This window comes from Neobacillus sp. PS3-34 (genome assembly GCF_030915465.1).
Classification (GTDB): Bacteria; Bacillota; Bacilli; order Bacillales; family Cytobacillaceae; genus Neobacillus_A.
The window spans coordinates 4,015,765-4,028,906 of sequence record NZ_CP133267.1; the positions used below are offsets into that span (position 1 = coordinate 4,015,765).

The window sequence follows — 13,142 nt, forward strand, 5'->3', positions numbered from 1 at the left end:
AGAAAAATGATTGCTGTTTTGGAGAGTGAATGAATTGAAACAATATTTGGAGCTTTGTGAGCATATTTTAGCAAACGGAAATGTAAAGGAAGACCGCACAGGAACGGGGACCATCAGTACATTCGGTTACCAGATGAGATTCAATTTACAGGATGGCTTTCCTCTTTTAACAACGAAAAAGCTGCATTTAAGATCAATTATTTATGAGCTCCTCTGGTTCTTAAAGGGGGATACGAACATTCAATACCTGCAGGATAACGGAGTAAGAATCTGGAACGAATGGGCAGATGAGAACGGAGAGCTTGGTCCCGTTTATGGCCATCAGTGGAGATCTTGGACGGGGGCTGATGGAAAAACGGTTGACCAAATCAGCGAATTAATTGAACAAATTAAAAAAAATCCTGACTCCAGAAGACTAATTGTCAGCGCATGGAACCCTGCAGATATGGACAAAATGGCTTTGCCGCCATGCCATTGCCTATTCCAATTTTACGTAGCCGATGGAAAATTGTCGTGCCAGCTATATCAGCGTTCAGCAGATGTGTTCCTTGGCGTTCCCTTTAATATCGCATCCTATGCCCTGCTAACCTACATGGTTGCGCAGGTATGCGGTTTGGAGCCAGGAGAATTCATCCACACATTCGGAGACGTCCATATCTACCAAAATCATATTGAGCAGGTGAAGCTTCAGCTTGAAAGAGAAACACGTTCTCTTCCTCAATTAAAGCTGAATCCGGATGTGAAAGACATTTTCAGTTTTGAGTTTGAAGACTTTACTCTTGAAGGCTATGATCCTCACCCACATATAAAAGGAGCGGTAAGCGTATGATCTCATTTATTTGGGCAATGGATGCGGACCGTGCCATCGGAAAAAATAATCAGCTTCCGTGGCATTTGCCGGAGGATTTAAAATTTTTCAAACGGGTGACGATGGGACATCAAATCGCGATGGGAAGGAAAACATATGAATCGATCGGAAGGCCGCTTCCAGGGAGAGAAAATATAATCATTACACGCAATCCAGAGTTTGAAGCAAAGGGCTGTACCGTTTTCCATTCTGTAAGTGAATTTGTTGAATACAGCAAACAAACTGATGATGAGATTTTTGTTATTGGCGGGGCAGAAATTTTTCAGGAAACGTTTGAATATGCAGGAAAACTTTATTTAACCCTTATCGATGAAAGCTTTGGCGGAGATACTTTTTTTCCCGAGTTTGATCTCTCTGAATGGAGCCTTGTTTCCCGAGAAAAAGGATTGAAGGACGAGAAAAACCCGTATGATTATGAATTTACCATTTACGAGCGTAAAGCTTAAAATGTTATGGCAGCCTCTTCTAGGGGCTGTTTTTTATCGTCTAGGAAATTATAAAATTAAATGATGTGAATAACTTCTACAAGTTGTATTAATCTAGCTCCAGCGCCCAGCCAGTTTTCACCTTTGAATAGCACCTTTGAATATCTTGCTCCAAGCATGACCTTTAGGTGATGCTTGGAGCAGCTCGGGGTCATAAGCCAAATCACTCCAGAAATCAGGACAGGGAACGCTTCGGCAGCATCCGCATCGCACGAAGGAAAAGCGATAGCTTTTCCGAGGATGACTGCGTGATTCGTCTTATGTCTGTCGGAGCTAACCAGGGCGCTTGCGCCTTTTGTTCTTATGCAAAATGCTTGCATTTCTGGTGTCAGATAATCAAATTCCGTATATACTTTTATCGGGAGAAAAAGGAGGAAGGCAGCATGATAAGACTTATCGCTTGTTTTTTATATATGAGCGGCTATCTGGTATACAGTATTCCTGCTTTGAAGAGGATGAAAAAGCTTGCCGGTACAATGCTTGTTTCCGAAAGCGATCCGATCATACACAAGGTTCCAAAGCAATGGTCTAAAACGATGATGAATTTGACTGGATCTACAGTAAAGGTTGAGGGGGAGGAATTAATCCCGGAAGGTCCTGTAGTGTTAATCTGCAACCATGAAGGGGACTTTGATATACCAGTACTTCTGAGTTCTATAAAAAAGCCGTTTGGCTTTGTATCAAAAATAGAAGTGAAAAAAGTACCAATTCTATCTTCCTGGATGGAAGTGATGAATTGTGTCTTTATTGACCGAAATAACCGCCCTCAGGCAATTGCTTCCCTTCGCAAAGGTGCTGAGTTACTGAAAAAAGGGCATTCCATCGTCATTTTTCCTGAGGGAACGAGAAGCAAAGGCGGCCCAATAGGAACTTTTAAAGTGGGAGGCTTCAGGCTTGCAAAAGATGCTAATGTTCCAATTGTGCCAATATCCATAGAGGGGACCTCTGATGTTTTTGAGAAAAACGGATGGAAGGTAAAGCCTGCATATATAAAGGTGAACATTAGCCATCCGATTACATCCCATATCAATTCTAACAAGGATGTAAAACTGCTCGCTGAAGAAACGAAGCAAATCATTATTTCCTTCAGGGAAAACCGCAGAATGGTGTCGTAGAAAAAGCATCCACAAAAAATGGATGCTTTTTTCCATGCGGAAAATCAGTATAATAGTTCATTTAATTCATATTCAGCCATTTTCGAAAGCATTTCCCTAAATTTATCCGGATGGCAAAATTCATCTGGATGAAAATGGACTTTAACCCACTGGATAAGCTCCCTTGGACTATTGAAATACTCTCCGCTTGTATCACTTTTCCTAATCGTATACCGTCCATTGTCATCATCAATTGTTACCTCAACTGGAAGCGCACCATCATAACTGCATAAAGAAAACTCCATTGACACACATCCTTTTTAAAATGTTTTAATTAGTATATGCTGTGATATCTGGATTATATTGGCCAAATCAACAAATGGAAGTGTAATTTATCGAACTTTCCAGTTTTGGACATTGACTTCAACAATATATATTGTTAAATTGTGAGTAGAGTTTAATAATGACACATTTCGACTTTGGGCGAAATGTACATTTATTTATGAAATTATTATGAACAATTGGTATTAATTGACCCAAAAGGGTTATTAAATACTATAATCATAGTAGATTTATTATGACAACTTAAAGGGGATGCTATTCCATGTTTCAAAATATTGGCGTACCAGGTTTGATCTTAATTCTTACTTTGGCCCTAATCATCTTCGGACCTAAGAAACTGCCTGAAATCGGACGCGCTTTTCGCCAGACTTTGAGGGAATTTAAAAAGTCTACCCGTGAATTGACAGACGATGTAATGCAGGACATTGAAGAAGAAAAGAAAAAATTGACTAAATAAGGTGTAAGATGATAAGTCTTGCACCTTTTCTTCATTTATCAACAAAGCAACATTTGAAATTGGCAGGGGAAGATTATGGAAGATAAAGAATTACACTTAACTGATCATTTAGATGAATTGCGGAAAAGGTTAATTATTACCGTTGCTGCATTTATGATATTTTTTATTGCTGCATTCATCTATGTTGAAGATATTTATAAATGGTTTGTCCGTGATTTGGATGTAAAATTGATGGTGCTTGGACCAAGTGACATCATGTGGATTTATTTTACGCTCGCAACAGTGGTGGCCATCGCCTGTACCATTCCTGTCCTCGCGGTACAAATATGGTTTTTCGTAAAGCCTGCACTCAGGCCAGTTGAAAGAAGGGTAACGCTCACTTACGTTCCGGCGCTCTTTTTCCTGTTTGTCACCGGGCTGGTTTTTGGATATTTTGTTATCTTCCCAATGGTTTTTAACTTTCTTATAAATATAGGCGGGGACATGTTTGTCACCAATTTTACGGCAGATCGATACTTCCAATTCATTTTAAATATGACTTTGCCATTTGGCGTATTGTTTGAGCTGCCTGTTGTGGTGATGTTTTTAACCTCACTGGGAATCATTAACCCATTTGTTTTATCAAAGATTCGCAAATATGCTTACTTCGTTCTTGTCATTATCGCAGTCGTCATTACACCGCCGGATTTCATGTCGGACTTTATCGTAACGCTGCCGCTGCTATTCCTTTACGAAATCAGCATCAACCTGTCCAAAATTGTGTATAGAAGAAAGCTGAAAAAGGATAAGGAATGGGAAGAAAGCACGGAAACAGAAGTAATATAAAATTTGTCTAAAACCTTCAGAAAGATCTGGGGGTTTTTTGTTTGATGAAAATCACATAAAAGGAGTGTACCAACGATGTGTATTGATTTAACTAATTGAAAAAATTTTATATAGTATTGACGCGTTCTTTATAAAGAAATATAATGTTTATAGGTATTAGGAAATATAGTTTAGCTGGTAGGCTTCTTTTTTTACAAAGTTCGTTCTTTATATAGAACTTATTATTTGTTTTAAAGGTTGAAAAATTTCAAATTAAGGTGGTATATAATGAATCCTTTTCAAGATGATCCTAAAATAGGCAAAGATAAAGCAAAAGATATAAATTTAAAAGAATTATACTTTGTAATAAAACGACGTTTTTGGTTGCTGATACTAAGTACTGTTTTGTTTACATGCTTAGGTGCATATTACACCTTTTCTACTAATGTTCCTTTATACGAATCTTCATCAAGAATCATTATTGGGGCGGATCCCGAATTTAGGAATACCCTTCAAGTAATCATAAAGGATTCCACTGTCTTACAAAAGGTAGTAAATGAACTAGGGTTAGGAACTTCTCCAGAATCACTGGCTGGCCAAATTACAATTCAAAGTATTGATAATTCCCAGGTAGTAAGCATTGGAGTGACAGATACTAATCCAAAACGCGCAGCAGAAATTGCAAATACTGTTTCAAGGGTTTTTAAGGAACAAATACCTAATATTGTTGGATTTAAGGATGTAAAATTATTATCTGATGCAAAGGTAAATCCTTGGCCAATTAATCAAAATCAAAACAAAATAATAATGATTTCTTCGATTGTTGGAGTGGTAATGGGGATTGGTTTAATTTTTTTAGTGGATTCTTTAGATGATACGATAAGGTCTGAAATCGATCTTGAAGCAGCATTAGGATTGCCGGTCTTAGCCAGCACTTCAAAAATAAAAAAAAGAATTTAAAAAAAGAAATAATAAAATCGATGAAAATAGAAATAAGGAGTGATACTCTTGGTGCTGAATAGGAAAAATGTAGCATCTAGTAAAAGTAGGACCTTGGTTGCCTACTCTCACCCGGAATCAGTACTTTCCGAGCAATATAACATGATACATGCAAATATTAAATTTGCGATGAATGACAAAAATAGCCGAACATTTTTGATTACTTCACCAAGCAATGGGGAGGGAAAAACTACAGTCGCAGCTAATTTAGCAGTCTCTATGGCTCAGCAAAATGAAAAAGTCCTTTTAATCGATGCCAATCTTAGAAACCCCTACCTGCACTCGATCTTTAATATTTCTAATTCAATTGGATTAACGAATGTACTTACAGGAAGTGCGCTTCTTGAAGAAGTTATTTATCATACTGAAATCAGGAGGCTTGATATATTGCCTAGTGGTTTAGCTACTAATAATCCAGTCGAGCTCCTGGGTTCAAAATTGATGGATGAGCTATTAAATAACGCATCGCAGCGTTACGATGTTGTGTTAATTGACTCTCATTCAGTTCTGGAGATTATTGATACAAAACTATTGGCTAATCACTGTGACGGAGTTGTTTTGGTAATAAAAAAGGGAAAAACCAATTCTGGAAAAGCAAAAGATGCTAAAAAAGTGTTGGAATTTGCTAAAGCCAAGATAGTAGGGGCTGTTTTGAACGGATAATATTCATAAAAAATTTTTATCAAAACGTTCTTTTTTAAGAACCTTCGTGTTCGTAAAAATGGTGATGTCTCCTTGCCATTATCAAAGGAGGCACTCGATCATGCTGTGGGTCAAGAACCTTAGACGCCAGTCGTCGATAGTGTGATGTGAGGGAGGGTTAAATGCCCATTTTACTATAAAAAACTTAGTTATGAGGTTTTTCCGAAGACCTTATAACTAAGTTTTTTATTTTTAGAGAGGGTTTGTACTGTGGTGATTATTTTAGCGTTAAAGAACTTATGTTTTATTATAAAAAGGAGGTAATTATGACATACAGGCAAAGGCTTTCCTTATTTATTTTGATCGATTCCTGCATTGTATTAACTGGAATCTTTTTTAGCCAATTTTTAGTTAGCGCTACATTTGACGTTTTTCGCTTTCCGACCTTCGTAAGTTCAATTGCCATTTTATTATGTCATCAATATTTTTCCTTTAAATTTAACTTGTATAAAAAAGCATGGGAATATGCCAGCACTGGAGAATTGATTATCATTTTAAAAACAGTCACATTTTCCATTATAACTACCATAATTGTACAGCAGGCTGTAAACCATCAAACATATTTTCGGCTACTTGTTGTGACTTGGCTGATAAACATGTCCTTGATTGGTGGATCGCGTTTTTGCTGGAGAATGTATCGAGATTCTTATTTGATAGATAATAACCATAAAAAAAGAACATTAATCGTCGGAGCAGGTGCGGCTGGTACGATGGTTGCAAGACAGCTATTGAAAAATAATGAAGCACAGCTTAGTCCTGTAGGGTTTATTGACGATAACGTAAAAAAACAACATCTTGATATTTTAGGAGTTCCTGTAGTTGGGGGGGTTAATGATATAGAGAAAGCGGTTGAACATCTTGAGATTGATAATATCGTAATCGCAATCCCCTCACTTAGTAAAAAGGATTTGAATAATATTTTTCAGGAATGTGCAAAAACAAATGCGAAAACACAAATACTCCCCATGCTGGAGGATTTAGTAACCGGTAAAGTGTCGGTTCAGCAATTTCGAGATGTTCAGGTAGAGGATTTATTGGGGAGGGAAACGGTTAAACTGGACATTGAGAAAATATCTGAATATATAACAAATAAAGTTGTTTTAGTTACTGGCGCTGGTGGTTCGATAGGATCAGAAATATGCAGGCAAATTTCCATATTCAATCCAAGACAATTAATACTACTAGGTCATGGTGAAAATAGCATTTATTCAGTTGAAATGGAATTAAAAGAAATTTATAGGGACACTGAAATTGAATTCATTCCGGTTATTGCTGATTTGCAGGATGAAAAAAAAATGATGAATGTATTGCATTTATATAAACCTGAAGTGGTTTACCATGCAGCTGCACATAAACATGTCCCGTTGATGGAGGCAAATCCTGAAGAGGCAATCAAAAATAATTTAATTGGTACCATGAATGCTGCCAAGGCAGCCAGTTGGAATGGGGTAAAAACCTTCGTAATGATATCGACTGATAAGGCCGTCAATCCGACTAGTGTAATGGGGGCTACAAAAAGACTTGCAGAAATGATGATTCAGCATTTGAACAAGGAAAGCGAGACAACGTTTGTTGCCGTTCGATTCGGAAATGTTTTAGGAAGCAGGGGAAGCGTAATCCCATTATTTAAAAAGCAAATCGAAAAAGGTGGCCCCGTTACCGTGACACACCCTGAGATGGTTCGCTATTTTATGACTATCCCTGAAGCATCCAGACTGGTTCTTCAAGCTGGAACGCTGGCAAAAGGTGGAGAAATTTTCGTTTTAGACATGGGAGACCCAGTGAAAATTGTTGATCTTGCAAAAAACCTAATAAAGCTTTCTGGTAATTCAATTGAAGATATTGGTATAGAATTTACCGGAATGAGACCAGGTGAAAAGCTTTTTGAGGAATTATTAAAGGAAGATGAAATACACGACCAGCAAGTTTATCCAAAGATATACATTGGAAAAACCGTTGACCTTTATTTTAATGAGATAGAAGAAATAATTTCAATGTATCCCACTTACGATAAAGAAGAACTGAAAGGAAAACTATTGAATCTGGCTAACAGAAAGGAAATTACTAAACCAACCTATTCATTAATTGTATAGAAGGAGTGTTGATAAATTGAAAGTAAGAAAAGCAATTATTCCAGCTGCTGGTTTAGGAACTAGATTCCTTCCAGCGACGAAAGCCATGCCAAAGGAAATGCTGCCTATCGTTGATAAACCGACCATTCAGTATATTGTTGAGGAAGCTGTCGAGTCAGGTATTGAGGATATTATTATCGTAACAGGTAAAGGCAAGCGTTCTATTGAGGATCATTTTGATAACTCCTTTGAATTAGAACAGAACCTGTTAGAAAAAGGAAAGTTAAGACTATTAGATGAAGTTCAAAAATCTTCTAAGCTCGTGGATATTCATTACATCCGCCAAAAAGAGCCAAAGGGTTTGGGCCATGCAATTTGGTGCGCCCGAAAGTTCATTGGTAATGAACCATTTGCTGTTCTTTTAGGAGATGATATTGTTAAGGCAGAAAAACCATGCTTAAAACAAATGATAGAACAATATGAAAGATATAATGCCTCCATTCTTGGAGTACAGACAGTGGCTGATAGTGAGGTTTCTAGATACGGGATAGTTGAAGGAAATCGTATAGGGAATCGTTTTTACAGTGTTAATAGCTTAGTTGAAAAGCCAAAGACGGATGACGCACCTTCTAATCTTGCTATTCTCGGGCGATATATATTAAACCCGAGAATTTTTGATATCCTAAGTACTTTGGAGCCAGGGGCAGGAGGCGAAATTCAACTGACCGATGCGATTGCAGCTCTAAATATGTTTGAAGCAGTTTATGCATATGATTTTGAGGGAGTTAGGTATGATGTGGGGGAAAAGATGGGATTTATTCAAACAACTATCGAATTTGCTTTAAAGCGAAAAGATTTGAGGAATGATCTATTAAATTATCTTTCTGCAATCCTTGAAAAAGAGTTAGTTAAGTAAAATAAAATACTTTAAAACTAAGGTAGGTGGATGGTTAATTATGATAAATAAGGTGTTATTCTGTGCTACGGTTGATATCCATTTTAAAGCCTTCCATTTACCTTATTTAAAATGGTTTAAGGAACAGGGATGGGAAGTTCACGTTGCTTCTAACGGTAATATGGAGATCCCATTTACAGATAAAAAATATAATTTGCCCTTTCATAGATTTCCTTTTAGCAGAGGGAATATTGCTGCTTATAAGGAACTTAAAGATATTCTTGATGAAAATGCTTATGCAATTATTCATTGCCACACACCAGTGGGAGGAGTAATTTCACGGTTGGCTGCCCGTAAAGCGAGAAAGCAAGGAACAAAGGTAATTTATACAGCACATGGCTTTCACTTTTATAAAGGATCATCTCTTGTTAGTTGGCCCTGTATTATCCCATTGAGAGATTTCTTTCTCATTTCACTGATTGTCTTATCACTATTAGTGAAGAAGACTATAAGCTCGCAATAAGACATAATTTCAAGTCTAGGAAAATTAAACATGTGCACGGGGTTGGGGTGGATACAGATTTGTACCATCCCATTAAGCATTTTAATAAATCGGTATTAAGGGCAGAAAACGGTTATAACGAACAAGACTTCTTAATGTTCTACGCGGCTGAATTTAATAAAAACAAAAATCAACAGTTTTTAATTAAAGCATTAGCCCTAATTCACAATGAAATTCCAAACGCCAAATTGCTATTAGCTGGAGAAGGAGAGTTATTAGAGGATTGCAAAATGCTGGCCAGAAAGCTCGGTGTAAAAGGGAAGGTTGAATTCCTGGGATACCGAAACGATATTGGGACTTTATTGAAAATGAGTGACATCGCACTAGCATCGAGTTCTCGGGAGGGTTTGCCGGTAAATGTAATGGAAGCAATGTCCTGTGGTTTGCCGATAATTGCAAGTAACAATAGAGGTCACAGAGAGCTTGTCAAAAATGATAAAAATGGCTGGCTTATAAATTCTGAAAACACAGAATTAATGTCTGAAAAAATGATGATCCTCGCAAAAAACGAAGAGTTGAAGAAGGATTTTGGAAAAAATGGACGCCAAGCTATTAAAAAGAAATATAGTATTGAAAATGTCCTAAATGAGAAAATCGACATTTATTCGTTATATATGGAGGAACTGGAGGAATTAAAGTGGGCTGTCCATTAAGGGTACTGCAGGTGGTGGTAAATATGAACCGGGGAGGAGCAGAAACCCTAATAATGAATTTGTACAGGAATATTAACCGCTCTAAAATCCAATTCGACTTCCTTACTTGTAAAGATGGTGTTTTTGACTCGGAGATAAAAGAAATGGGTGGAAAGATTTATAGAATTCCTTATATTTCTGAAGTTGGCCACTTTAACTATATAAAGAAATTAAATGCTTTTTTTTCTTCCAAAAAAGAATATAAGATCGTCCATTCCCACTTGGATAAAATGAGTGGGCACGTATTAAAAGCGGCAAAAAAAGCAGGTATTCCATTCAGAATATCTCATAGCCATAATACACAAAGTGAAGGCGGAATTGCTGCAAGACTATACAAGTGGCATGCTGGAAAATTGATTCATTCTAACGCAACAAACTTAATGGCTTGCTCAAATGATGCGGCTAGATGGTTATTTAATGATAAGTACCAGTCATCAATGATATTAAAAAATGGGATAGAGACAGAAAAGTTTCAATTCTCATCGAGAATCAGGCAGAAAGTGCGTGAGGAATTAAAACTGGACAACAAATTTGTAATTGGCGATGTTGGCCGCTTTAATCATCAAAAGAATCATCCATTCCTAATAGATTTATTTAATCAGTTTAATAAACAAGCAGAAGATTCAATTTTAATATTAGTTGGGGATGGTTCACTGCGTACCGAAATGGAAATGAAAGTGAAAAAGGCAAGCATTGAAGACAAAGTACTATTTCTAGGAATTCGAAGTGACATTAACCATTTACTTCAAGCATTTGATTCACTAGTTTTTCCATCCTTGCATGAGGGCTTACCAGTTTCCCTTATTGAAGCTCAAGCTTCTGGGTTGCCTTGTTTGATATCAAATCATATTTCAAAAGAAGTTGATTTGGGTATGGACCTCGTAAATTATTGCAGCCTTAATGATAAGTCTGAATGGATAGAAAAAATGAGGCAATTAAAAAAAGACAAAGTAACAAGAAAAGTATCTTCACAAGCTTTATTAGATCATGGCTATGATATAAAAATTTCTGCCAATTATTTAGAAGACTTCTACCAAACTATTTGAGGTGATTGTCAGTGAAATTTTTAACTGTTTTTACTCCCACCTACAATAGAGCATATTGCTTAGAAAATTGTTATAACAGCCTTATTCAACAAACATGTAAGGATTTTATTTGGTTAATAATTGATGACGGTTCTACTGATAATACACCTGAGTTGGTAAAAAATTGGATTAGCGAGAACTTGATTGAAATAAAATATCATTGGCAAGAAAATACAGGAATGCATGGCGCCCATAATACCGCATATAAACTAATTGAAACAGAATTAAATGTATGTATCGATTCTGACGATTATATGCCCGATCAAGCAGTGGAAAAGATCATTGGATTTTGGAAACAGTATGGCAGTGATAAATACAGCGGAATTATCGCATTGACTCGAATAATAATAAAAACATAATAGGCTCAAAATTACCTGATACTCTTAATAGCTCTACTTTGTTTGATCTATATCACAAACATGGAGTCACCGGTGATAAGAAGTTAGTTTATCGTTCTGAGTTGACTAGGCAATACCCATACCCGATTTTTAACAATGAGAAGTATGTAGGGCTTGCGTATAAGTATTATATGATTGATAAACAATATGAGATGCTGCTAATGAATGAAGTGCTATGTTGTGTGGAGTATCTTCCAGATGGTTCATCACTAAATATGTTTAATCAGTACCGTAAAAATCCCAGAGGTTTTGCTTTCTTCCGTAAAGAGTTAATGAAATTGCCTTTCGCAAGCTTATCATTTAAATTTAGGCAGGCAATTCATTATGTTTCCAGCAGTTTAATGAGCGGAAATTGGCGGTTTCTATGGGAAACGCCTTTAAAATTCCTCACTCTTCTAGCTATTCCGTTCGGTTTTTTATTGTATTTATATATTCAACAAAAACAAGGACTACTGAAGTTAAAATTATAACTTTAGTAGTCCCTTTATATTATGGTCATTTTAAATAGAAAAGCTTAGTGGAAAAGTATTAACTGAAAGGAACATATCGGGATGACTATTCTTTGGATGAATCTCGCCATCGTTTTTATTTTAGCATTTTTTGCGAGGTATTTCGCTACTGCAACAATTTCAACTGATTCAATAATTTTAATAAAACCTAAAAAAATATTAATTTTGGGTGTATTATTATCACTTGTTTTAGTTTCAGGACTTAGGGCAAATATTGGGGATACTGGGGCATATAAGCATTCATATATCATAAATGATTTTTCTTGGAACTATATTACTTCTCAAAAGGACATTGGTTTTGGCATCCTCCAAATGGTATTGAAAAAATATTCAGACGATCCTCAAATAATGATCTTTACAACTGCTTTAATTACCAATGTATTGATAATTCTAGTTTTATATAAATACTCTAGAATGTTTGAATTGAGTCTTTATGTATATATAGCAAGTGGATTTTTCTTAACTTCAATGAATGGGATTAGGCAATGTTTAGCCTCGGCAATAGTATTTGCTGCTTCGAAATTCCTGTTTGATGGAAGCTGGAAAAGATACCTCTTAGTTGTCCTTTTAGCTTCAACTTTTCATCAGAGTGCACTAATACTTATTCCTATATATTTTATAGTGAGAAGGAAGGCATGGACAGGAGCAACGTTTGCACTAATTTCTTTAGCGGTTTTTATTGTTTTGGGATTTAATCAATTTACAGAGGTGTTATTTGCAGCTCTAAAGGATACCCAATATGGTGGCTACAAAGACTTCTCAGAAGGAGGTGCAAACATACTTAGAGTTGGTGTTGAAGGTGCACCGCTCTTAATTGCTTTCCTAGGCAGGGAAAAATTAAGACAGATACTTCCTTATAGTGATTTCATCGTTAATATGGCGATTCTTGATTTTCTATTTATGATTATTTCTACTCAAAATTGGATATTTGCACGTTTTTCGATTTACTTCAGTTTATACCAAATCATATTAGTCTCTTGGATTGTAAAAATATTCAAAGAAAAGAGCCAAAGATTTATATATTTTTCTATTTTAATTTGTTACTTTATTTACCATTATTATGACAGTGTAATAACATTAAATATTGTTTATAAAAGCGATTTTTGGGATACACTCTTTTAAAAACTCAGGAGGTGAATTATTTGAGCAATAGAACACCAAAAAGGGTTTTACATATT

The 13,142-nt window shown here is 36.1% G+C and carries 13 protein-coding genes and 2 pseudogenes; 13 read left to right on the forward strand and 2 right to left on the reverse strand.

What is annotated here, in order from left to right; genetic code table 11:
* Positions 1 to 34 precede the first annotated feature (34 nt).
* Together RCG23_RS21020 and RCG23_RS21025 are read left to right on the forward strand one after the other, a co-directional pair.
* The gene (locus RCG23_RS21020) at positions 35 to 829 is read left to right on the forward strand and encodes a thymidylate synthase (protein ID WP_308177231.1); all 795 of its coding nucleotides are present in this window, start codon (positions 35 to 37) and stop codon (positions 827 to 829) included.
* The gene (locus RCG23_RS21025; protein ID WP_308177232.1) at positions 826 to 1,314 is read left to right on the forward strand and encodes a dihydrofolate reductase; all 489 of its coding nucleotides are present in this window, start codon (positions 826 to 828) and stop codon (positions 1,312 to 1,314) included. Before RCG23_RS21020 ends, RCG23_RS21025 begins: the two co-directional genes overlap by 4 nt.
* Before the next feature lie 56 nt (positions 1,315 to 1,370).
* Here the strand turns inward: RCG23_RS21025 and RCG23_RS21030 are convergent, their stop codons facing one another.
* A complete protein-coding gene (locus RCG23_RS21030) occupies positions 1,371 to 1,673 on the reverse strand; it encodes a hypothetical protein (protein WP_308177233.1) in 303 nt (100 codons plus the stop codon).
* 63 nt (positions 1,674 to 1,736) lie between these two features.
* On the opposite strand from RCG23_RS21030, the gene RCG23_RS21035 reads away from it, so the two are divergent.
* Positions 1,737 to 2,468 carry a lysophospholipid acyltransferase family protein gene (locus tag RCG23_RS21035; RefSeq protein WP_308177234.1) on the forward strand — a complete coding sequence of 244 codons (732 nt, stop codon included), beginning with the start codon at positions 1,737 to 1,739 and terminating at the stop codon, positions 2,466 to 2,468.
* A 44-nt stretch (positions 2,469 to 2,512) separates the two neighbouring features.
* Here RCG23_RS21035 and RCG23_RS21040 read toward each other — a convergent pair whose 3' ends face one another.
* Positions 2,513 to 2,752: a hypothetical protein gene (locus RCG23_RS21040; RefSeq protein WP_308177235.1), complete on the reverse strand. Its 240-nt coding sequence runs from the start codon at positions 2,750 to 2,752 to the stop codon at positions 2,513 to 2,515.
* Positions 2,753 to 3,051: 299 nt separating this feature from the next.
* Here RCG23_RS21040 and RCG23_RS21045 point away from each other — a divergent pair, with 299 nt between their 5' ends.
* The 10 genes and pseudogenes from RCG23_RS21045 to RCG23_RS21090 all read left to right on the forward strand — a co-directional run bounded on the left by RCG23_RS21045 (position 3,052) and on the right by RCG23_RS21090 (position 13,086).
* A complete protein-coding gene (locus RCG23_RS21045) occupies positions 3,052 to 3,246 on the forward strand; it encodes a twin-arginine translocase TatA/TatE family subunit (RefSeq protein WP_308177236.1) in 195 nt (64 codons plus the stop codon).
* A gap of 75 nt (positions 3,247 to 3,321) precedes the next feature.
* On the forward strand, positions 3,322 to 4,071 hold the full coding sequence (tatC, locus tag RCG23_RS21050) for a twin-arginine translocase subunit TatC (protein ID WP_308177237.1): 750 nt from the start codon (positions 3,322 to 3,324) through the stop codon (positions 4,069 to 4,071).
* 267 nt (positions 4,072 to 4,338) lie between these two features.
* Positions 4,339 to 5,010, forward strand: coding sequence for a YveK family protein (locus RCG23_RS21055; protein ID WP_308177238.1), 672 nt, complete (start codon positions 4,339 to 4,341; stop codon positions 5,008 to 5,010).
* Between the two features lie 51 nt (positions 5,011 to 5,061).
* On the forward strand, positions 5,062 to 5,712 hold the full coding sequence (locus RCG23_RS21060; RefSeq protein ID WP_308177239.1) for a CpsD/CapB family tyrosine-protein kinase: 651 nt from the start codon (positions 5,062 to 5,064) through the stop codon (positions 5,710 to 5,712).
* A 305-nt stretch (positions 5,713 to 6,017) separates the two neighbouring features.
* Positions 6,018 to 7,844, forward strand: coding sequence for a polysaccharide biosynthesis protein (locus tag RCG23_RS21065; RefSeq protein ID WP_308177240.1), 1,827 nt, complete (start codon positions 6,018 to 6,020; stop codon positions 7,842 to 7,844).
* 16 nt (positions 7,845 to 7,860) lie between these two features.
* Positions 7,861 to 8,739 (forward strand): UTP--glucose-1-phosphate uridylyltransferase GalU, encoded by an 879-nt coding sequence (gene galU / locus RCG23_RS21070; RefSeq protein ID WP_308177241.1) that lies wholly within the window; start codon positions 7,861 to 7,863, stop codon positions 8,737 to 8,739.
* A 37-nt stretch (positions 8,740 to 8,776) separates the two neighbouring features.
* A pseudogene (locus tag RCG23_RS21075) lies at positions 8,777 to 9,933 on the forward strand (glycosyltransferase family 4 protein).
* On the forward strand, positions 9,918 to 11,018 hold the full coding sequence (locus RCG23_RS21080) for a glycosyltransferase family 1 protein (RefSeq protein WP_308177242.1): 1,101 nt from the start codon (positions 9,918 to 9,920) through the stop codon (positions 11,016 to 11,018). The pseudogene RCG23_RS21075 and the gene RCG23_RS21080 overlap by 16 nt, the downstream one beginning before the upstream one ends.
* An 11-nt stretch (positions 11,019 to 11,029) precedes the next feature.
* Positions 11,030 to 11,925, forward strand: a pseudogene (locus tag RCG23_RS21085) (glycosyltransferase family 2 protein).
* A gap of 81 nt (positions 11,926 to 12,006) precedes the next feature.
* A complete protein-coding gene (locus RCG23_RS21090; protein WP_308177243.1) occupies positions 12,007 to 13,086 on the forward strand; it encodes an EpsG family protein in 1,080 nt (359 codons plus the stop codon).
* The last annotated feature ends 56 nt before the right edge of the window (positions 13,087 to 13,142 follow it).

What these genes read in the sequence shown, in the direction of transcription:
- RCG23_RS21025 (WP_308177232.1), top strand. Translation starts at nt 826, where the DNA reads ATGATCTCATTTATTTGGGCAATGGATGCGGACCGTGCCATCGGAAAA.
- RCG23_RS21030 (WP_308177233.1), bottom strand. Translation starts at nt 1,673, where the DNA reads ATGCAAGCATTTTGCATAAGAACAAAAGGCGCAAGCGCCCTGGTTAGC.
- RCG23_RS21035 (WP_308177234.1), top strand. Translation starts at nt 1,737, where the DNA reads ATGATAAGACTTATCGCTTGTTTTTTATATATGAGCGGCTATCTGGTA.
- RCG23_RS21040 (WP_308177235.1), bottom strand. Translation starts at nt 2,752, where the DNA reads ATGGAGTTTTCTTTATGCAGTTATGATGGTGCGCTTCCAGTTGAGGTA.
- RCG23_RS21045 (WP_308177236.1), top strand. Translation starts at nt 3,052, where the DNA reads ATGTTTCAAAATATTGGCGTACCAGGTTTGATCTTAATTCTTACTTTG.
- tatC (WP_308177237.1), top strand. Translation starts at nt 3,322, where the DNA reads ATGGAAGATAAAGAATTACACTTAACTGATCATTTAGATGAATTGCGG.
- RCG23_RS21055 (WP_308177238.1), top strand. Translation starts at nt 4,339, where the DNA reads ATGAATCCTTTTCAAGATGATCCTAAAATAGGCAAAGATAAAGCAAAA.
- RCG23_RS21065 (WP_308177240.1), top strand. Translation starts at nt 6,018, where the DNA reads ATGACATACAGGCAAAGGCTTTCCTTATTTATTTTGATCGATTCCTGC.
- RCG23_RS21090 (WP_308177243.1), top strand. Translation starts at nt 12,007, where the DNA reads ATGACTATTCTTTGGATGAATCTCGCCATCGTTTTTATTTTAGCATTT.